The sequence below is a fragment of the Rhizobium leguminosarum bv. trifolii WSM2297 genome, assembly GCF_000271845.1.
In genome coordinates this window covers 2,916,685-2,935,729 of record NZ_JH719395.1, presented here as the reverse complement: position 1 = coordinate 2,935,729, position 19,045 = coordinate 2,916,685, and the positions used below count along the sequence as shown (strand labels likewise).

The window sequence follows — 19,045 nt, the reverse complement described above, 5'->3', positions numbered from 1 at the left end:
GTTCCGCATCTGCCGGCAATCTTGCACACAGGACAGGCCAGCGTCCATTCCCGCTATTATCTAGGTCACGATTGCGCCGCTTCTAGCGACGAAGTGCGTTCAGGAGCGGCAATGAGGGCTCGCCGTCCGGCTGCATGCCGATGCGCGACTGCACCGCTGATATCGCCGCCTTCGAACCCGAGCCGAAATTGCCGTCGACCTCGCCATTGTAGTAGCCAAGCGTCTTCAGGCGGGTCTGCAGCTCGAATTTCTCGGTGATGTCGAGGGCGCCGTCCGGGCGCGGCCAACGCTGCTGCAGGCCGCCGTAGCCGGCGATCTGGTCGGCGAGCAGGCCGACGGCGAGTGCATAGCTGTCCGACGCATTGTAGTTCTTGATGGTGAAAAAGTTGGCGGTCATCAAGAAGCCGGGGCCACCAGGCCCGGCCGGCATCTTCAGCACGGCCTTCGTACCGCTCTCGCGGAAGGCCTTGCCGTTCGGGCGGGTCAGGCCAAGTGCTGCCCATTGGGCGAGTGTGTGGTTCTTGCCGATCTGCTGGGCTGCTGCAGCGGGAACGACAACCTCGTAGCCCCAGGTCTTGCCGGTGTCCCAGCCGTTTTTCATCAGCAGATTGGCCGAGGTCGCCAGCGCGTCCGGCACCGAGTTCCAGATGTCGCGATGGCCGTTGCCGTCGGCATCGACGGCATAAAGCAGGTAGCTTGTCGGAATGAACTGGGTGTGGCCCATGGCGCCGGCCCAGGAGCCGGTCATCTCCCGTGCCGGCACGTCGCCGTTCTGCAGGATTTTCAGCGCGGCGATCAGCTGCTTCTTGGCGAACTTGGCGCGGCTCGGATCGGCATAGCCAAGCGTTGCCAGCGCGCGCGGCACGTAGTGCAGCCGGTCGTCCTTGTCGAGGATGGCGCCGTAATTCGATTCCATCGACCAGATGGCGAGCAGAATGGTCTTGTCGACGCCGAATCGCTGCTCGATTGCAGCGAGCGTTCTGGCGTGCTTGACGGCCATCTCGCGGCCGATCTTGACCGTATAGGGATTGACGCGGGAATCGACGTAGTCCCAGATTTTCGAAGTGAATTCCGGCTGGTAGGCCGCTTTTTCGAGCACGGTCGGGTCGGGCTCGCTGACCCCGGAAAAGGCCTTTTGATAGGTTGCCTTACTGATGCCACTCTGAGCGGCTGTTTGGTAAAAATCCGCGATCCATTTCTGGAACCGGGAATCGGCTTTCGCGTTGTCGGGTACCAGTCCAACCTGGACGGCGACAACGAGGGCGAGAGCAAGACCACGAAGGGAGTTTTTGTGATTCTGGGTCATCGACAGTCGTATCCGTCATCTTCAGTTTCCGGGGACAGCGAGGCATCATGTCCGCGCCAGACCCAAGACTACAGGAACGGAGTCAACAAATTCTTTACCATAGCGCCCCGCGGCGGTCACCATTGCAAAACAGTAGCAATTCTATACTAGTTAAGGCTAAAAAGCCCTATTTCCAAAGCGATATGTTCGAAGCAGGAGGCCGGTGTGGCTCAACACAATAAAGTTCGTAAGGCAGTATTTCCGGTGGCCGGGTTGGGGACGCGATTCCTGCCGGCGACAAAGGCTGTTCCGAAGGAAATGTTGACCGTCGTCGACAAGCCAATCATTCAATATGTCGTCGATGAGGCGATAGAGGCGGGGATCGAACATCTGGTTTTCGTCACCGGGCGCAACAAGCACGTCATCGAAGATTATTTCGACATCCATTTCGAGCTGGAACAGACGCTGCGCGAGCGCGCCAAGAAGGCGGAAATCACGCTTCTCGCCCAGCAATTGCCGAAGGCCGGCACGGTGAGCTTCACCCGCCAGCAGGAGCCGCTCGGCCTCGGCCACGCCGTATGGTGCGCCCGCGAGATCGTCGGCGACGAGCCTTTCGCACTGCTGCTGCCCGATATGATCATGAAGGGCGACAAGGGCTGCATGAAGGGCATGATCGACCTTTATGGCCAGAGTGGCGGCAACATCGTCGCCGTCGAAGAGTGTGCGCCCGACCAGGCGCATAAATACGGCATCGTCGGTGTCGGCGAAGCGATCGGCGAGGGCTTCCGAATCACCGGCATGGTGGAAAAGCCCGCCAAGGGGACGGCCCCTTCCAACTTCTTCATCAACGGTCGCTACATCCTGCAGCCGGAGATCTTCAAGATCCTCGAAACCCAGGAGCGCGGCGCCGGCAACGAGATCCAGCTCACCGACGGCATGCTGAAGCTGCTGAAGGAACAGGATTTTGCCGGTTACCACTTCCGCGGCGCGACCTATGACTGCGGCGCCAAGGACGGCTTCATCTTGGCCAACGTCGCATTCGCCCTCGAACGCGACGATATCCGCCCGACCGTCGAAGGCGGCTTCAAGGAATTGCTTGCCGGTCTGAGATAAGTTTTCCGCACAGCATGTAAATGATAGAGCGCCGCGTATCCTAGCAGATGCGCGGCGTTTAACGTTTCAGCTTGAGGCCGACGCCGGCTCGCCATTGCTGCGAGTCGTCGCCGTCTTTGCGCGTGGTCAGCTCGTAGCCGAGCGTGCTGGTCAAATCGAGATAGCGATTGATGTTCCAGGTCAGGCCGGTCGCGGCGGTATAGACGAGCTCGTCGTTGATGGTGCTGTCGGTGGGATAATCGCGCCATATCACGCCGCCGATCATCGTGCCCACCAGATTGTCGCGCAGCTGGTGGGTGACGGTCGTCGTCAGCGCGTGCGAGACGTAGCCGCTTTCGCCCGGCGTGGTCGAGGGCTGGATGCTCGTCTGCAGGTCGAGATTGACATCGGTGCCGCGGATCGGCGACCAGAGCAGGCTTGCATCGAGCGTGGCGGTATCGATGGACGAGAGCCTGTTATCTTCGAAATTCGCCATCTCGTAGCCGACACCGACTTCGCCCTTCAGCTTTTCGCCGAGATCGACCTCGACGCCTGCTTTGGCGCCATAGCTATGGCCGGACCGCTCGTAGCCGGCGGAGTCGCGCGTTTCGTCATAGAGGGTACGGCCGACCGTGGCCTCGATGAAGGGGATGAGCGCGGGTGACAGCTCATAACCGACGCGGCCGCGCAGCGTGCCGGTCGTCTGGTCGCGGTCGCTGAGGGCAACGGTCGTGCCGTTCGAAAGCGTCGCATCGGAATAGATCGAGCGGGTCAGGGCCAGTGCCGTCGTGCCGCGCAGGATGCCGAAATCGCGTTGGACGGAGGCGCCGGCGGTAAATTCCTGCACGTCAGACTGTTGTGTGGCGTCGGCGATGGCGTCGGGATCGTCTGTATCTTCCCGATAGAAATTGTAGCCGGCAGTGAGGTGCGCGACCGTATCGTTGGACAGATCCAGCCTGAGGTCGCCGTTGATCTTCAAGGAAGGCTGCTCTTCGCCCTCGCCGCTGATATTCTTCTGCCACGCGCCTTCGGAGGTGACCGTCAGTTGGTGCCGGCTCCAGTCGGAGGTCAGGGTCGCGGCCGCGTCGGTTTCAAGAAAGGCGCGATGCTCACTGGTGTTGCCGTCCTTGGTGGTCTCAGTGTTGATACTCTGGGTGACAGTCGGGCGGAGCACGAAGGTGCCGATCGGAATGCCCGGCGTTTCGGCCGTCGAGGCGCTTTCGGCAGCCCTGCGCTGCGCCTGCGCTTCATCGAGCGGCGCTTCGCGGGTGTTCAGCCGGCGGATGTCCTCGTCGAGGATGGCGCCGGTAATGTCGTCGCCGGATTGCGCGTCCGGTATGGCGGGCCGTTGGGCATCGTCCGCATTCGCGGTCGTGCCGTTTGCCGTGGGAACGGCGGTGTCGCCGGTCTCATCATCGAAACCGGTGGCGGGTGCGGCGTCGTTCGTGGCGCGATTATTCTCAGAGGCCGCAGAGCGGCTGTTCGCCGTGCCCGCCGTGGCGGACTGTGCGAAGGCCGCCGTCTGGCTGAGAAGCAGGCAGCCGAACGCAGCAAAAGAGACGGCACGGCTCATGGCGCGGAGCGGCGTCACACTGCTCGTCTGTTTTGGCTGGCCCATGCAATTCGCGCCTGACATGCTTTCGGTTCTTACCCAAAGGTAAAGCCTCGTGGTTAATCATTCGTTGCCGGCGGCGGGCGCTGTTCACATTTCGGGAAGAGTGCGGGGTGGACTTGGAAAGTGAAAAGGTCTAACGCAACTTCATGAACAGAAGAGCGATAAACCTCGTTGAAAACAGCGTGCTCGAATCGGCAAAACGCACGATAGAGACCGAAAGACGCGGTCTTGAAGCGCTCGAACAGGCCTTCGATAATGGATTGGCCGGTCCCTTCACCCGCGCTGTCGAAGTCATCGGCGACATCACTGGGCGTGTTATCGTCACTGGCGTCGGCAAAAGCGGGCATATCGGCGCCAAGCTTGCGGCGACGTTCGCTTCAACGGGGACACCCGCCTTTTTCGTGCATGCGGCGGAGGCCAATCACGGCGATCTCGGCATGATCGCACGCGACGACGTCGTGTTGGCGATTTCCAAAGGCGGCGAGAGTGCCGAGCTCAAAAGCATCATTTCCTTCACGCGGCGCTTCTCCATTCCGCTGATCGCGATCACCTGCAGCGACCGTTCCTCGCTTGCAACGGCCGCCGATATTGTCCTTCTCGTGCCGAACGAGCAGGAGGCCTGTCCGAATGGACTGGCGCCGACGACCTCGACGTTGATGCAGCTTGCGATCGGCGATGCGCTGGCAGTGGCCCTGTTGGAGGCGCGCGGCTTTACCGCCACGGATTTCCACGTCTTCCATCCCGGCGGCAAGCTGGGCGCGAGCCTGATGCATGTCGCCGATATCATGCATATCGGCGAGAAGCTGCCGCTCGTTGCCAAGGGCACACCGATGCCGGAGGCGGTCACGGTGCTGTCGCGTAAGCATTTCGGCTGCGTCGGCGTGCTCGACGAGGATGGGCGGCTCTGTGGCATCGTCACCGAAGGCGACATGGCGCGCAACCTGACCCGCAATCTTTCAGAACTTGCCGTTGACGACATCATGACGCGGACGCCGAAGACGGTGAAGCCGACGGTGCTGGCGACCGCCGCGCTGGCGCTGCTCAACCAGCACCACATCGGCGCGCTGATCGTCATCGACGACGACAACAGGCCGGTGGGGCTGGTGCATTTCCACGATCTGCTGCGGATCGGCGTCGCTTGATCAAAAACATCTGATTGGAGTTCAGACGGGCTCGACTGTCAGGTCGCGGCCGTTGCTCGACACCACCTTCACCTGCGTTCCCACCGGCAGGTCGGGTCCCATCACCTGCACCTGCCACAGCGTATCGTCGAGACGAATGCGGCCGCGACCCTCGCGGATCGGCTCGTGCAGCGTCGCCGTGCGGCCGACGAGGCTCGCGCCGCGCTGATTGAGGAAGGGCTCGTCGGTCATGGAATTGCGCAGCGTTAGCCGGCGGCCGGCGAAGGTCGTGGCAACGGCAAGCAGCGCAAAAAGGATCGCCTGCAGTTCCCAGACCCAGAAGGCGCTGTCCCAGAAGATGAGCGACAGCGCGCCGACGATCAAGGCGGCAAGGCCGATCCAGACCAGGAAGAAGCCGGGAACGATCATTTCGGCCGCGAGCAACACCAGGCCTGCGACCCACCAGCTCCACGGACCGAGTTCGGCAACGATCTTCGCCAGCATGGCTTACCGCTCCGGATCGGGGTTGAAGGGGTTCGGGCTCGGCGGATTGATCGGCGGCGTCGAGCGCACCGGTCCAGGCACCGGGCGCGGACGCGGCGGCGGAGGTGTAGCCGGGCCGTTGCCGGCATCGCCGAACACTTCGCGGGCAATGGCGCCGATGCCGCCGAGCGAGCTCAGGATGGAAGAGGCTTCCATCGGCATCATCACGATCTTGGAATTGGGCGCTGAACCGATCGACGCCAGCGCCTCGGTGTATTTCTGGGCGACGAAATAGTTGATCGCCTGAATGTCGCCGGCGGCAATCGCTTCGGAGACCATCTTGGTCGCCTTGGCTTCCGCCTCGGCCAGGCGCTCTCGGGCTTCAGCATTGCGGAAGGCGGCCTCGCGCTGGCCTTCGGCCTGCAGAATGGCGGATTGCTTGGCGCCTTCGGCCCTGAGGATCTGTGCATTGCGTGAGCCTTCGGCTTCCAGCACCTGGGCGCGTTTCTCGCGCTCGGCCTTCATCTGCCGGGCCATCGCATCGACGAGATCGCGCGGCGGCTGGATGTCCTTGATTTCGACGCGAGTGACCTTGATGCCCCAGGGCTGCACGGCCTCGTCGACGACGCGCAGCAGCCGGTCGTTGATCGCATCGCGGTTGGAGAGCAGTTCGTCGAGATCCATCGAACCCATGACCGAGCGGATATTGGTCATGGTCAGATTGAGGATGGCGTTTTCGAGGTTGGCAACCTGATAGGCGGATTGGGCGGCGTTCAGCACCTGATAGAAGGCGACGGCATCGGCCGAAACCGAGGCATTGTCCTTGGTGATCACCTCCTGCGTGGGGACGTTCAGCACCTGCTCCATCACGTTCAACCGGGCGCCGACGCGTTCGATGAAAGGGGTGATGAGATTGAGGCCGGGCTCCAACGTGCGGGTATAACGGCCGAAGCGCTCGATCGTATAGCGGTAGCCCTGCGGCACGGTCTTGATGCCGGCAAAGAGCACCAGGATGACGAAGATGACCAGCACGATTACGACAATGTCGAAGCCGCCGAACAGCATGAAATTTTCCTCCCAACGGCGCATGCGCCCATACACTGATGTGGTGAGTTAGCATGTTATTTGCGAGGAAGAAATGACCCACGGATGCACAACCTCCAAGGGAAAGGACGGTTGGGTCTTGGTGGGATTTTTCGGGCGACCCGGCCGGGCGCCGCTTCCGGGATGGTCCTCAGACCCAGCCCTGCAATTCGCGGCGGACGACCTTTTCCAATACGGTCATGCCGTCCTCGCCGTCGTTGAGGCAGGGGATATGCGCGAACTTCTCGCCGCCGTTCTCGTGGAAGGAGTGGGCAGCCTGTTCGGCGATCTCTTCCAGCGTTTCCAGACAGTCGGAGACGAAGCCGGGATTGATGACGGCGATGCGCCTGACGCCGTCTTTGGCGAGTTTCTCCACCGTCTTGTCGGTATAGGGCTGCAGCCATTCCTCCGGCCCGAAGCGGGACTGGAAGGTGACCATGAAGTTTTCCTTGGTGAGCCCCAGCCGCTCGCGCAGCAGCCGGCCGGTCTTCTGGCACTGACAGTAGTAGGGATCGCCCTGCTTGAAATACGACATCGGAATGCCGTGGAAGGAGGCGAGCAGCATTTCCGGCTGCCAGTCGAGCGTCGCAAGATGCTTCTCGACGGAGTTTGCGAGCGCCTCGATATAGGCCTCGTCGTCATGATAGTCTGGCACGGTGCGCAGCGCCGGCTGCCAACGCATCGAAAGCAGCTTCTGGAAGGCCTTGTCGTTGACGGTGGCGGTCGTCGCTGCCGCATATTGCGGGTAGAGCGGGAAGAGCACGATACGGTCGCAGCCTTCTTGCTTCAGCGCCTCGATCCGCGAAGCGATCGACGGTGTGCCGTAGCGCATTGCCCAATCCACTTTGACCGTCGCCAGATCCTTCAGGCGCTCGGCCATCCGCTCGGACTGGTTGCGGGTATAGGTGCGGAGATAACTTTCGTTCTTCTCCTTGTTCCAGATCAGCTCATAGGCCTTGCCGACCTTCTGCGGACGGGTGTTGAGCACGATGCCGAACAGGATCGGATACCACTTCCACGGCGACCATTCGATGACGCGGCGATCGGTCAGGAATTCCCGGAGATAGCGGCGCATCGAGGTGTAATCGGTGCCATCGGGCGTGCCGAGATTGACCAGTAGGACGCCGACCTTGCCTGACTTGATGGCCGGATGGTCTGCCGGGCGGAGTGAAGTATCTGCTGTCATTCTGGCCCCAACGCTCTTTTGTCTCGTCGGCTCATACGCAGCTCCGAGATCGTGGTTCACCCTATAGAAAGAAAAGCCGGCCCGGGAAACCCCGGACCGGCCAGTGGCATCGGGACAAATCGTCTTACTTGGCCGGGACTTCGATCTCTTTGCCGACCGTCAGGTGACGCGGGTTTGGACTGCCGTTGGCCTCCGAAAGCTTCCGCCACAACGTGCCGTCGCCATAGAAGGTCACGGCGAGATCCCAGAAGGTGTCGCCAGCGGCGATGACGTGGGTGGAAGGCGCCGTTGCGGCAGGGGCGGGTGCTGCCGGCGTGGCCGGGGCAGGCGCAGCGGGGGCAGGCTCGGCGGCCGGTGCGGGAGCGGGAGCAACCTCGCTTGTCGGTGCGCGTGTTGCCGGCGCAGGAGCAGCCGGTTCGGCAGCGGGCGCCTCTGCTACGGTCGCGCCCATTTCTGTGACGCGGCCATCGGTATAGGGCTTATAGGGCGAGTGGGCGGCCAGATATTCGGCGGTCACGTCTGCAAGATCCGGGCCGAAATCATAGGCGTTCTTGCCGTCTTTAAAGATCACATAGCCGTCGCCGCCTGAGCGCATGAAGTTGTTGGTGGCGACTTTATAGGTCTTGGCTTGGTCGATCGGAGCGAAGTTGTCGCCCTCCTTCACCTGAACGTCGCTGACGCGGCTGCCGACAGGTTTGGACTGGTCGAAGGAGAATTTCAGGCCGGCGACCTGCGGGAAGCGGCCGGCGCCCTGGTCGATCTGGCTGACGCCGTTTTCGAGCGCCTTGATGACATCTGCGCCGGTGGCCTCGAACGTCGCGAGCGTGTTCTGGAAGGGCAGGACGGTGATGACTTCGCCCTGGGTGACTTCACCGCCGTCGATCGAAGCGCGCAGGCCGCCGCCATTCTGAACGGCGATGGTAACACCTTGGTTCTTGGTGCGGTCGAGCATGGCGTCGGCCACCAGATTGCCCATCGAGCATTCCTTGACGCGGCAAACCTTGCGGTCGCCCTCGATCGGGGTCTCGGACGAGCCGATGACCTTCTTGCGCAGTTCCTCGATCGGTTTAGCCAGTTCGGCGATGCGGGCAACGACGGCCGGATCGGGCGTAAAGGTGGAATCGATCAGGATCGGGTCACCCTTGGCATCCTTGACGACGCCGTTATCGTCGAAATTGACGACGACATCGCCGAGATACTTGCTGTAGGAGGCGGCCTGAACGACCGGCACCTTGTAGCCTCCGGGATTGTCGACCATCGTAGGGTAGGGGCCTTCAGCCTTCGGATCGGTATTGGAGAGCAGGCTATGGGAGTGGCCGCCGACCACAACATCGACATCCGGTATCTTGGCGATAAAAGCGAGGTCGCGGGGATAACCGACATGGGTGAGCGCGATGATCTTGTTGACCCCCTGGCTCTTCAGATCCTGAACGGCTGAGGTAATGGTCTGGACGTCATCAGATATCGTGACGTTCGGGCCGGGGGAGGAAAGTTCGGGAGTGTCGTTGGTCACGGCGCCGACGATGCCGATCTTCTGGCCGCCGACATTCAGCACCAGCGAGGGCTTGATGCGGTCGCCGAGTTTGGAGGCGGCTGTCGCCTTGACGTTTGCCGTCACGACGGGGAATTGAACCTTGTCGAGGAAGGTCGCAAGCCCGTCCTCGCTGTCGTCGAATTCATGGTTGCCGACGGTCATGGCGTCGAACTTCATCAGGTTCAGGAATTCGGCTTCGGCAGCGCCCTTATAGGTCGTGTAGAACAGCGAGCCCTGGAAATTGTCGCCGGCATTCAGCAGTAGAACGTTCTTGCCCGATAACGCCTGACGGCGCTGGTCGATCGCGGTCTTCAGGCGGGCGGCGCCGCCGAAGCATTCGTTCTTGCCTTCTTCCTCGGCCGAGCAGGTGGAGTCGAACTTGTTGATCGATTCGATGCGCGAATGGAAATCGTTGATATGAAGAATATTGAGTTCGTAATCCGCAAAAGCGGCACCCGCGCTGAGCGCCAGCATGGACGCGGTCAAAAGACCGAAGCTGAAAGACTTCGTCATCCCTGTTCTCCTGATTGAGGCGAGAGATCCCCCTTGATCCTCGCCGATCCCTTCCTAAACCGCCGGGGCGGTTCCCGGCCTGCGGATGTTCCATCAGACGATGGGCGGCCGCAAGAGAAAGCTGGGCCAAGCCGGGCGCTTTCCAAGGGGGCAGGGCAAAAAAGCCGGGGGCTGACCCAGCCATTCGCCATCGCCGGCATTCCGGTAGAGTTCGTGCACCGCCTCCGCGATATTCGGAACCGTGGCGATGGCGATGACTAAGCAGAGAAGGGAAACGAGGCGGTGAAAGCGTTGACCGGCCCGATAGGCAAGGAACGTGCATGCGCCATAAATCAGGACGGCCGGCAGGGCGATAAGCACCTGCCGCGGCCCGTCGCAATCGGGCGCAGCGATGCCCTGGGCACGATAGACGTTAACAGGCAAAACGATCGCAATTGCCGCAAGCGGCTTTGCGATCAGCAGGACGAGGTAACCGGCGATGGCCCGCATAGCGTGCTCCGCCTATCGCCTCATGAGCTTTCGTCAGCCGCGGCGGGAAAGTGTGAACTGCGAACCTGTTGCTGTGGTGCAATTCAGCTGGCTCGATCCGATCAAAGCGCAATTCACAAGGGAGTTCGTTCTTTTGATATTCGAGTACAGATTTATCTGAATAAGACCGTCTGGGGTCGTCGTGTATGTCCCCGATGCCATCTGTGTATTCGTTCCATCGTTCGTGCGGGTTACAAACTGTCCGCTTGTGAAGGTAGACGTTAATCCGTTGGCGTCTGCCCACGCGCCTTCAACTGAATTTGTAGCAGCCGGCGCGGTTGCAACCGGCAGGCGACGCGGCTCCGATGAAACGCAGGCGGCAAGAGCGGCCGCTGCACCGACAAGAACGAGACCAGTTCTGATTTTCATAAGGCTTCTCCCGGCGAATCGGCGCGGCGGACACCCGCCAAGTTCGGGCAAAACATGGCGCGCGCCCGCCGCGAAGGCAAGCCTTGGACCGACGCCGGGCGGCATTTAGACAGCAGGCGTTACAAAAATGCCCGCCTTTCGGCGGGCATTTTCAGGGTCGCGTCAGCGATCTCAGCGAACGAGAATGTTCTTGAACTGCCACGGATCCTTGGTGTCGATCTCTTCCGGGAAGAGACCCGGACGGCCATCGAGCGGCGTCCAGTCGGTGTAATGTCCCTCGACCGGGCCGAGATAAGGCATCTGCACTTCCAGGCAGCGCTTGTAATCGATTTCGTCGGCTTCAACGATGCCGGCATTCGGGTTTTCCAGCGCCCAGACCATGCCGGCGAGAACGGCGGAGGTCACCTGCAGGCCGGTGGCGTTCTGGTAGGGCGCGATGCGGCGGGTTTCTTCCAGCGACAGGCGCGAGCCATACCAGTAGGCGTTCTTCTCATGGCCGTAGAGCAGGACGCCGAGTTCGTCGATGCCGTCCTCCAGCTCGTCCTCGTCGAGAACGTGATGGACCGGCTGGGAGGTGCCGCCATTGCCGAACATCTCATGCAGCGAGAGTACGGCGTCATTGGCCGGATGGTAGGCGTAGTGGCAGGTCGGGCGGAAGGTCACTTCGCCGTCCTTGTCGCGAACCGTGAAGTAGTCAGCGATCGAGATGGACTCATTGTGGGTAACGAGGAAACCATATTGCGGGCCGGGGGTCGGGCACCAGGTGCGCACGCGGGTGTTGGCACCGGGCTGCTCCAGGTAGATCGCCGCCTTGTTGCCCTTCTTGTGCTTTTTGGCATTCTTCGGCATCCACTCTTCATGTGTGCCCCAGCCGAGTTCGGCCGGCTGCAAGCCTTCGGAGATGAAGCCTTCAACGGACCAAGTGTTCCAGAAGACGTTGAGCGGCTTCGGATGCTTGGTGCGCTGGGTGTCGCGCTCGGCGATGTGCACGCCCTTGACGCCGAGCTTTTTCATCAGCTTGGCCCAGCCTTCACGATCGTGCTGGTCCGGTTCGTCGAATTTGAGGCCGGTGTCGTTGGCGAGGTTGACGAGCGCCTGCTTGACGAACCAGGAGACCATGCCCGGATTGGCGCCGCAGGTGGAAACGGCGGTGGCGCCGCCCGGGTTCTTCGCCTTTTCCTTGCGCACGGTTTCGCGCAGCGCATAATTGGTGCGCTCTTCGTTCTTCATATTCTTGTCGAAGTAGAAGCCGAGCCAAGGTTCAACGACCGTATCGATATAGGGAACGTCGAGCTTGCGGCAGAGCTTGATGATGTCGAGCGAGGAGGTGTCGACCGAGAGGTTGACGCAGAAACCCTGGCCGCCGCCTGCGGTCAGCAACGGCTTCAGCAGGTCCTTGTAATTGTCCTTGGTGACATATTCCTTGATGTGGCGAACGCCGTGCTTCTTCAGGATCTCCATGTCGGAGGGCTCTTCCCGCGGGTCGATGACGACCATCCGGCTCTTGTCGAATTTGAAGTGGCGCTCGATCAGGGGCAGGGTGCCGCGGCCGATGGAGCCAAAGCCGATCATCACGATCGGACCGGTGATTTCGGCATATACCGGATAGTTCTTTTCCGTCATTCTTTTCTCCTGTGGAAGGGGACGAAGGCGTGCAGCCCGAAGAATTCTTTTGAAATTGCCGCAGAGATGCGAAGGTGACCGGCTCTAACCATAAAACCGCGTCACAATAAAGAGCGTTGAGGGGGAAAGGGTAAATATCGGGCCGGGAGGCCGTCCTGGGCCCCGCGCGATCGGCTGCCCACATGGATTGAGCTAGGCTATCACGGTGCCCTGGTGGAAGAGCATGCGCCAGTGCCCGTCTTCCTCCAACCGCCAGATGGAACTGCGCAGCGTTCGCCTCTCGCTTCCTGCGACGTCGGTATGGATGGCCCGATAGGTGACGAGCGCGATATGCTCCGCAAGCCTTCGAGTTTCGAAAAACTCGCCGCGTGATGTTCCTGTCCGTTGCTCGGTGAGCAAAGCGGGCACGATGACATCGAAGGTATAGAGCCGTCCGGAACTGCCGATCTCGCGAAAATCGCGCGAGAGCAGTGCGGTCAGCATGTCGCGTGAGGCACGAACCGATGGTTCGAAGAGTTTTTCCTCAAGCTCTTTCAGATGGGTGGCGAGGTCATCCATGATCGGCTCCTGTCAATTCAGCGCTTCAGGATTTCCAGTCCTTCCACCGTCGTCGTCACGGCAAGCTCGGTGATGTCGTATTCGGCGACGCCGTGGATGGTGAAGGGATCGGCGGCGACATAGGTGTCGATTGCGGCGCGGTCGCCGATCGCGAGGATCGCGCCGCCGGTGCGCGGCACCTTGCGGCCGGAGGCGAGGAACCAGCCCTTGGCATAACCCTCCTTCACCCAGGCCATGTGCGGTTCCATGTGCCTGTCGGCTTCCTCATTGGATTTGAGGTAGGTGAGGGAGAGGATGAACATGGTCAGTTCCTGATAAGGTTTGCGCGGATCAGGCCGCGCAGCGAGTTGCCGATATAAAGCGCGCCGGCATCGAGATCGGCAAGCGTCAGGTGGCCGACGCGGGCCTTGCGCGTGCAGATCAGCTCGGTGCGCAGTACGCCGGCGAGCAGGCCGCAGGAGATGGGCGGGGTGCGCAGAATGCCGGTTCCGTCATCCAGGAAGATCGAGGTGATGGTCCCTTCGCAGACGTCGCCGCGCTCGTTCAACAGGATGACTTCATCGGCCTCACCAGGCGCATATTCGGCGCGCGCGGCCTCGTAGACGGCGCGGTGCGTGGTTTTGACGCGCAGCAGCTTATCGGCGGAATTCAGACGGGTCTCGGCGAGGCGCACGGTCCAGGTGGTGCCGGGCGCGAGGGGCGCGAAGGCGGCGCTCGTCACCTCGATGCGGCCTTGCACGTCGAAAGTCAGGCGGACACGCAGCGGGCCGCTCGCACCTGCAACGGCTTCGTCAAGTCTCGCCGCAGCGTCGATCGGCTGCGGGAAGCCAAGGCGGCGGGCCGAGCGGGAAAGCCGGGCGAGATGCAGCCGCAGGCGGATAAAGCCGTCGCCGGGCTGCCAGCGCAGCGTCTCGATCAATGAAAAATCGATCATCGCGCAATCCATTGATCGCCGACGGCGAAGCGGGCCTTGAGCAGGCATTCCTCATATTCGGCCTCGGCGGTGGAATCGAAGACGATGCCGCCGCCGACATTGAAGACGGCCCGGCCGCCGTCAAAAAGCGTGATGGTGCGGATGGCGACGGAAAACCGCATGGCGCCGGTCGGCGAGATCATGCCGATCGCGCCGCAATAGGCGTCGCGCGGCGCATCCTCGAGTTCGTGGAGGATTTCCATCGCTCGGATCTTCGGCGCGCCGGTGATTGAGCCGCAGGGAAAGAGTGCCGAGAAGATATCGCGGATCGAAAGGCCGGGGCGGAGCCTGGCCTGCACGTGGCTCACCATCTGGTGGACGGTCGGATAAGTCTCGATGTCGAAGAGCTTTGGGACGTCGAGCGTGCCGACCTCGGTGATGCGGGAGATGTCGTTGCGCAGCAGATCGACGATCATGCGGTTTTCCGCCTGCGTCTTGATATCGCTGCGCATGGCGTCGATGATTTCGGCATCCTCGGCCGGAGTATCGCCGCGTTTCGCTGTACCCTTCATCGGATGGGTCTCGATCCAGCCCCCCTCATCGGTGCGGAAGAACAGTTCGGGCGATCGCGACAGGATGACCGGGCCGCCGAGATCGACCAGCGCGCCGTATTTGACCGGCTGGCGTTCGATCAGCGACCAGAAAGCGGCCCGGGGATCACCGTTCCAGCGGGCCTCGATCGGCATGGTGAGGTTTCCCTGGTAGGCGTCGCCGAGCCGCAGATGCTGGTGGAGGCGGTCGAAGCGCTCTTTATATATAGTGAAATCCCAGGCGGCTTTTGGGGCAGTGAGGAATTCCTCGTTTTCGAGCCGCTGTTTGGGCTGGGCGAGCGGATGTATGTCCGACTGCGGGGCGTCGAAGATGCCGAAACAGATGAGCGGGGTTTCGCGGCTTTCCTCAGCGAAAGGAGCAAGCTTCTCTTCGAAGAGATATCCGGCCTCGTAGGCCATATAGCCGGCGAGCCACTTGCCCTCGGCCTTGGCCTCTTCCATGCGGGCGAGGCCGGCAAAGAATTCGGCGCGTGTCCTGGCAAGGATGATCTCAGCCGGTTCGGCGAAAAGCATCACCTGGCCTGATGTGTCGTCGCGGAAGAGAATATGAGGTTGATCGGCCACGCACCACTTTCGGTTTGTTCTGCTCCCCATTGCCCGAAACGCATTGGGAACGTCTAGGTTTCCTCTTCTCCCCAGCGGGGAGAAGATGCCCGAAGGGCAGATGAGGGGGCGGAGCGAAGCGACGTCCTGAGCTTAGGCGAAGGACAGGTTCTGCCGTGTGGCCCCCTCATCCGCCTGCCGGCACCTTCTGCCCCGTGGGGAGAAGGGACTCGCCCTCTCAACCCTTATCTAGCGCTTCCAACTCATCGATCAGCCCTTCGATCATCGACAGGCCCTGGCTCCAGAACGACGGATCGGTGGCGTCGAGGCCGAAAGGCTTCAAAAGTTCGGAGTGATGCTTGGTGCCGCCGGCTTTCAGCAGTTCGAAATACTTTTCCTGAAAACCCTGCTCGGCCTTCTGGTAGACGGCATAGAGCGAATTCACCAGGCAATCGCCGAAAGCATAGGCATAGACATAGAAGGGCGAGTGGATGAAATGGGGGATATAGGCCCAATAGGTCTCATAACCTTCCGAAATGTTGATCGCCGGCCCGAGGCTTTCCGACTGGACGGAGAGCCAGAGTTCGCCGATGTCGTCGGCTGTGAGTTCACCGGCCTTGCGGGCGGTGTGCAGCTTGCGCTCGAATTCATAGAAAGCGATCTGGCGCACGACCGTGTTGATCATGTCCTCGACCTTCTGGGCGAGCATCGCCTTGCGCTCGCGGCTGTCGCTGGTTTTTTCCAGAAGTGCGCGGAAGGTCAGCATCTCGCCGAAGACCGACGCGGTTTCGGCAAGCGTCAGCGGCGTCTGGCACATCAGCGCCCCTTGCGCGCCGGCGAGAACCTGGTGCACGCCGTGGCCGAGCTCGTGGGCAAGCGTCATTACGTCGCGCGGCTTGCCCATATAATTGACGAGCACATAGGGGTGGGCCGAGGGAACCGTCGGATGGGCGAAGGCGCCGGGCGCCTTGCCGGGGCGAACCGGGGCGTCGATCCATTGTTCGTCGAAGAAGCGCCGGGCGATATCGGCCATCTCGGGGGCGAAATTGCCGTAGGCCGAAAGCACCGTATCCTTCGCCTCGGGCCAGGAGATGACAGCGCTGGAGGTTTCCGGAAGGGGCGCGTTGCGGTCCCAGAAATTCATCTGCTCCATGCCGAGCCATTTCGCCTTCATCTTGTAATAGCGGTGCGAAAGGCGGGGATAGGCTTCACGGACCGCCGCGGCCAGCGCATCGACGACCTCGCGCTCGACGCGGTTTGCGAGATGCCTGGAGTCGGCGATGTCCTCGAAACCGCGCCAGCGGTCGGAAATATCCTTGTCCTTGGCGAGCGTATTGGTGATCAGGGTGAAGATGCGGATATTGGCCTTGAAGGTTTCGGCAAGCGCCATGGCGGCCTTGCGGCGCACCTCGGGATCCTTCTCCTGCAGCATGTTCAGCGCCACTTCGAGCGGCACTTTTTGGCCGTCGATTTCATAGCGCAGTTCCGCCATGGTTTCGTCAAAGAGGCGATTGAAGGCGGCGGCCGATGTCATCGACTTTTCGAGGAAGAGCTGTTCCAGCCGATCGTCGAGCTGGTAGGGCTTGTCTTTCCTGAGGTCGACCAGCCAGGGGCGATAGTGGCCGACGGCGGGGTCATTGACCATGCTGGCATCGATCACCGCATCGTCGATGCGGTTAAGTTCGAGCGCAAAAAACAGCAGGTGGCCGGAAAATTCGGTGATCTTGGTCTGCACGTCGCCGTAGAGCTTGCCGTTGGCCGGATCGGTGGTGTCGGAGAAATAGGTAAGGCCCGCGAAGGAACCGAGGCGGCCCATGATATCGTCCAGCGCCTCATATTCCTTCAGCGCCGCGCCGATGCCCTCAGTACCGGTCTTCGTCGCCGCCTCGGCGAGTTTGCCTTTCCACTTTTCTTCAAAGGCGATCGCCGCCTTGCCGGCCTTTTCCATGTCGGCGACGAAGGCGGTCGAGGTGGCGGAGGGATAAAGATCTTGCAGCTTCCAGACCGGCAGATCGCCGAGCGCCGGATCGGCCGCCCCACCCGGCGCTGCTGCCGACAAAAGAAGGCGGGCGTGCGGGAGCTCGATTTTCATGGGGCAATTCCTCTCCACTTTCATAACAGGTCTGTTTGAATAAGCGTGAGAAGGCCCCGTATCAAGGGTCTTTCGGCACCTGAAGGGCCTCGCTTCGGCACGAAAACGACCCGTTCCAATCGTTAAAATGCAATTATTTCTCAAAACTGGATGTTCAAGCCTTTCTGCCAGAGTGCGCTTCATGGTTTCGCATGAAGTGAGGCGACAATGACCGGTTACAATGAGCTCAAGGGTGCAGGGCAAATCCTCGTGGTCGAAGACGACCCCGTGCAGCGGCGCCTGCTCAAGAACGCAATCGAGCGTCACGGCCATGTCGTGCACCAGGCGGAAAACGGCCGCATCGGCCTGGAAATGGTCAAACGCGACAGCGGACTTTTCAGCGTCATCGTGCTCGACCTGATGATGCCTGAGATGACCGGCCTCGAATTCCTCGACGCGCTGCATGAATTCGGCACGCAGATCCCCGTCATCGTGCAGACGGGGCAAGGCGGTATCGAAACGGTGGTGCAGGCGATGCGCGCCGGCGCCTTCGATTTCGTCGTCAAGCCGGTCTCGCCCGAACGCATCGCAACGTCGATCTCGAATGCGATGAAGCTTGATCAGCGCGAGGTGAAGGCGCGGGCCGGACGCCGGTCGCGCTCAGGCGCGGTCGGTTTCGACGACATCGTCTCGGCAAGCCCGGCGATGCTCCGCGTCATCGATCTTGCCCAGCGCGCGGCGCAGTCCAACATTCCCGTCGTGCTCGAAGGCGAATCCGGCGTCGGCAAGGAACTGGTGGCGCGCGCCATCCAGTCCGGCGGCGACCGCTCGAACAAGCCGTTCGTCACGGTCAATTGCGGGGCGATCCCGCACAATCTCGTCGAGAGCATTCTCTTCGGTCACGAGAAGGGCGCCTTCACCGGCGCGACCGAGCGCCACATCGGCAAATTCATGGAAGCCGACGGCGGCACCATCTTCCTCGACGAGATCGGCGACCTGCCGCTCGAAGTGCAGGTGAAGCTGTTGCGCGCCGTGCAGCAGGGCGAGATCGAGACCGTCGGTGCGCGCACCGCACACAAGGTCAATGTCCGGCTGATCTCGGCGACCAACAAGGATCTGATCGAGGAGGTCAAGAACGGCCATTTCCGCGAGGATCTCTACTATCGCCTCAACGTCTTCCCGATCACCATTCCGGCGCTGCGCAAGCGCAAAGAAGATATTCCGCATCTGGTGCGCGTCTTTGCCGACCGCTTCTCCAGCGAGCAGAAGAACGGTCGCCGCATGACGGTCAACTCAGGCGCGCTGGCGCTGCTGACCGCCTACGACTGGCCGGGCAATATCCGCCAGCTCGAAAATGCGATCTTCCGCGCGGTCGTTCTGGCCGAAGGGCCGGAGTTGACGGAAGGGGACTTCCCGCAGATCGCCGCCCAGCTTCCGGAATACGAAGTCGTCGATCACCTGGCGCTTGTTGCCGACAATACCGGCCTCGATCCCGACGACAGCTATGGTGAGGAGTTCAGGGCGTCGATCTCGGGCGAGGTGCACCACCGTCTGTCCGAAGTCTCCGAAAACGCCATCGCCAGCGTCAATCCCTCAGGCGACGTGCGCAGGCTTGCCGACGTCGAGGAGGAGCTCATCCGATTCGCGCTCAAATTCTATCGCGGGCAGATGAGTCAAGTGGCGCGCAAACTTGGCATCGGCCGGTCTACACTTTATCGCAAGCTCAAAGATTACGGCATAGACCCCGATAATCCCCAGAAAGATGCGGCTTAAGGGTTTTTGTTAAGACTAAGGCAACCACGATTTGTTACTGATCATAAACCACTTGTTAGTGGCTCGTTCACTATGTAAAGAAAAGGTTGATCATGTGTGGCATTTTTGCCATCGTGTGACCGCATTTGACAGTCATCTGAGACA

16 protein-coding genes and 1 pseudogene are annotated in these 19,045 nt (G+C 61.2%); 3 read left to right on the top strand and 14 right to left on the bottom strand.

All coding sequences use genetic code 11. The features are described 5' to 3' along the window. Positions 1–82: 82 nt before the first annotated feature. Positions 83–1,306 (bottom strand): lytic murein transglycosylase, encoded by a 1,224-nt coding sequence (locus RLEG4DRAFT_RS29500; RefSeq protein WP_003582263.1) that lies wholly within the window; start codon positions 1,304–1,306, stop codon positions 83–85. 204 nt (positions 1,307–1,510) lie between these two features. Between RLEG4DRAFT_RS29500 and galU the strand changes: the two genes are divergently transcribed. Continuing rightward, a complete protein-coding gene (galU, locus tag RLEG4DRAFT_RS29495; protein ID WP_003582262.1) occupies positions 1,511–2,398 on the top strand; it encodes a UTP--glucose-1-phosphate uridylyltransferase GalU in 888 nt (295 codons plus the stop codon). Positions 2,399–2,456: 58 nt separating this feature from the next. On the opposite strand, the gene RLEG4DRAFT_RS29490 is transcribed toward galU, so the two are convergent. Then, entirely contained in the window at positions 2,457–3,995 is a 1,539-nt protein-coding gene (locus RLEG4DRAFT_RS29490) for an outer membrane beta-barrel protein (RefSeq protein WP_003582260.1), read from the bottom strand. 143 nt (positions 3,996–4,138) lie between these two features. On the opposite strand from RLEG4DRAFT_RS29490, the gene RLEG4DRAFT_RS29485 reads away from it, so the two are divergent. Beyond that, positions 4,139–5,134, top strand: coding sequence for a KpsF/GutQ family sugar-phosphate isomerase (locus tag RLEG4DRAFT_RS29485; protein ID WP_003582258.1), 996 nt, complete (start codon positions 4,139–4,141; stop codon positions 5,132–5,134). Positions 5,135–5,155: 21 nt separating this feature from the next. On the opposite strand, the gene RLEG4DRAFT_RS29480 is transcribed toward RLEG4DRAFT_RS29485, so the two are convergent. From RLEG4DRAFT_RS29480 to RLEG4DRAFT_RS29430, 12 genes and pseudogenes are all read right to left on the bottom strand, one after another. Further along, the gene (locus RLEG4DRAFT_RS29480) at positions 5,156–5,617 is read right to left on the bottom strand and encodes an NfeD family protein (protein WP_003582256.1); all 462 of its coding nucleotides are present in this window, start codon (positions 5,615–5,617) and stop codon (positions 5,156–5,158) included. Between the two features lie 3 nt (positions 5,618–5,620). Next, on the bottom strand, positions 5,621–6,661 hold the full coding sequence (locus RLEG4DRAFT_RS29475; protein WP_003582254.1) for an SPFH domain-containing protein: 1,041 nt from the start codon (positions 6,659–6,661) through the stop codon (positions 5,621–5,623). 169 nt (positions 6,662–6,830) lie between these two features. Further along, a complete protein-coding gene (gene hemH / locus RLEG4DRAFT_RS29470) occupies positions 6,831–7,865 on the bottom strand; it encodes a ferrochelatase (RefSeq protein WP_003582252.1) in 1,035 nt (344 codons plus the stop codon). A gap of 124 nt (positions 7,866–7,989) precedes the next feature. Beyond that, on the bottom strand, positions 7,990–9,912 hold the full coding sequence (locus RLEG4DRAFT_RS29465; RefSeq protein ID WP_003582250.1) for a bifunctional metallophosphatase/5'-nucleotidase: 1,923 nt from the start codon (positions 9,910–9,912) through the stop codon (positions 7,990–7,992). 174 nt (positions 9,913–10,086) lie between these two features. After that, positions 10,087–10,401 (bottom strand): annotated as a pseudogene (locus RLEG4DRAFT_RS29460) (hypothetical protein); the annotation flags it as partial. A gap of 33 nt (positions 10,402–10,434) precedes the next feature. Continuing rightward, positions 10,435–10,809 carry a hypothetical protein gene (locus RLEG4DRAFT_RS39430; RefSeq protein ID WP_003582248.1) on the bottom strand — a complete coding sequence of 125 codons (375 nt, stop codon included), beginning with the start codon at positions 10,807–10,809 and terminating at the stop codon, positions 10,435–10,437. 171 nt (positions 10,810–10,980) lie between these two features. Further along, entirely contained in the window at positions 10,981–12,432 is a 1,452-nt protein-coding gene (locus RLEG4DRAFT_RS29455) for a homospermidine synthase (protein WP_003582247.1), read from the bottom strand. 192 nt (positions 12,433–12,624) lie between these two features. Next, entirely contained in the window at positions 12,625–12,990 is a 366-nt protein-coding gene (locus RLEG4DRAFT_RS29450; protein ID WP_003582246.1) for a DUF4440 domain-containing protein, read from the bottom strand. A 17-nt stretch (positions 12,991–13,007) separates the two neighbouring features. Further along, a complete protein-coding gene (locus RLEG4DRAFT_RS29445) occupies positions 13,008–13,292 on the bottom strand; it encodes a YciI family protein (RefSeq protein WP_003582245.1) in 285 nt (94 codons plus the stop codon). A gap of 2 nt (positions 13,293–13,294) precedes the next feature. Next, positions 13,295–13,924, bottom strand: coding sequence for an aminotransferase class IV family protein (locus RLEG4DRAFT_RS29440; protein WP_003582244.1), 630 nt, complete (start codon positions 13,922–13,924; stop codon positions 13,295–13,297). Continuing rightward, a complete protein-coding gene (locus tag RLEG4DRAFT_RS29435; RefSeq protein WP_051040920.1) occupies positions 13,921–15,108 on the bottom strand; it encodes an aminodeoxychorismate synthase component I in 1,188 nt (395 codons plus the stop codon). The genes RLEG4DRAFT_RS29440 and RLEG4DRAFT_RS29435 overlap by 4 nt, the downstream gene beginning before the upstream one ends. Before the next feature lie 187 nt (positions 15,109–15,295). Then, positions 15,296–17,149 (bottom strand): M3 family oligoendopeptidase, encoded by a 1,854-nt coding sequence (locus RLEG4DRAFT_RS29430; RefSeq protein ID WP_003582240.1) that lies wholly within the window; start codon positions 17,147–17,149, stop codon positions 15,296–15,298. Between the two features lie 207 nt (positions 17,150–17,356). Between RLEG4DRAFT_RS29430 and RLEG4DRAFT_RS29425 the strand changes: the two genes are divergently transcribed. After that, positions 17,357–18,901: a sigma-54-dependent transcriptional regulator gene (locus tag RLEG4DRAFT_RS29425; protein WP_003582238.1), complete on the top strand. Its 1,545-nt coding sequence runs from the start codon at positions 17,357–17,359 to the stop codon at positions 18,899–18,901. Positions 18,902–19,045 lie beyond the last annotated feature (144 nt).

Bases quoted from the DNA above. Each gene is read 5' to 3' on its own strand.
- RLEG4DRAFT_RS29425 (WP_003582238.1), top strand. From the start codon at position 17,357: ATGACCGGTTACAATGAGCTCAAGGGTGCAGGGCAAATCCTCGTGGTC.
- RLEG4DRAFT_RS29490 (WP_003582260.1), bottom strand. From the start codon at position 3,995: ATGGGCCAGCCAAAACAGACGAGCAGTGTGACGCCGCTCCGCGCCATG.
- hemH (WP_003582252.1), bottom strand. From the start codon at position 7,865: ATGACAGCAGATACTTCACTCCGCCCGGCAGACCATCCGGCCATCAAG.
- RLEG4DRAFT_RS29485 (WP_003582258.1), top strand. From the start codon at position 4,139: ATGAACAGAAGAGCGATAAACCTCGTTGAAAACAGCGTGCTCGAATCG.
- RLEG4DRAFT_RS39430 (WP_003582248.1), bottom strand. From the start codon at position 10,809: ATGAAAATCAGAACTGGTCTCGTTCTTGTCGGTGCAGCGGCCGCTCTT.
- RLEG4DRAFT_RS29455 (WP_003582247.1), bottom strand. From the start codon at position 12,432: ATGACGGAAAAGAACTATCCGGTATATGCCGAAATCACCGGTCCGATC.
- RLEG4DRAFT_RS29450 (WP_003582246.1), bottom strand. From the start codon at position 12,990: ATGGATGACCTCGCCACCCATCTGAAAGAGCTTGAGGAAAAACTCTTC.
- RLEG4DRAFT_RS29435 (WP_051040920.1), bottom strand. From the start codon at position 15,108: ATGGGGAGCAGAACAAACCGAAAGTGGTGCGTGGCCGATCAACCTCAT.
- RLEG4DRAFT_RS29475 (WP_003582254.1), bottom strand. From the start codon at position 6,661: ATGCTGTTCGGCGGCTTCGACATTGTCGTAATCGTGCTGGTCATCTTC.
- RLEG4DRAFT_RS29465 (WP_003582250.1), bottom strand. From the start codon at position 9,912: ATGACGAAGTCTTTCAGCTTCGGTCTTTTGACCGCGTCCATGCTGGCG.
- RLEG4DRAFT_RS29440 (WP_003582244.1), bottom strand. From the start codon at position 13,924: ATGATCGATTTTTCATTGATCGAGACGCTGCGCTGGCAGCCCGGCGAC.
- RLEG4DRAFT_RS29500 (WP_003582263.1), bottom strand. From the start codon at position 1,306: ATGACCCAGAATCACAAAAACTCCCTTCGTGGTCTTGCTCTCGCCCTC.
- RLEG4DRAFT_RS29445 (WP_003582245.1), bottom strand. From the start codon at position 13,292: ATGTTCATCCTCTCCCTCACCTACCTCAAATCCAATGAGGAAGCCGAC.
- RLEG4DRAFT_RS29430 (WP_003582240.1), bottom strand. From the start codon at position 17,149: ATGAAAATCGAGCTCCCGCACGCCCGCCTTCTTTTGTCGGCAGCAGCG.
- RLEG4DRAFT_RS29480 (WP_003582256.1), bottom strand. From the start codon at position 5,617: ATGCTGGCGAAGATCGTTGCCGAACTCGGTCCGTGGAGCTGGTGGGTC.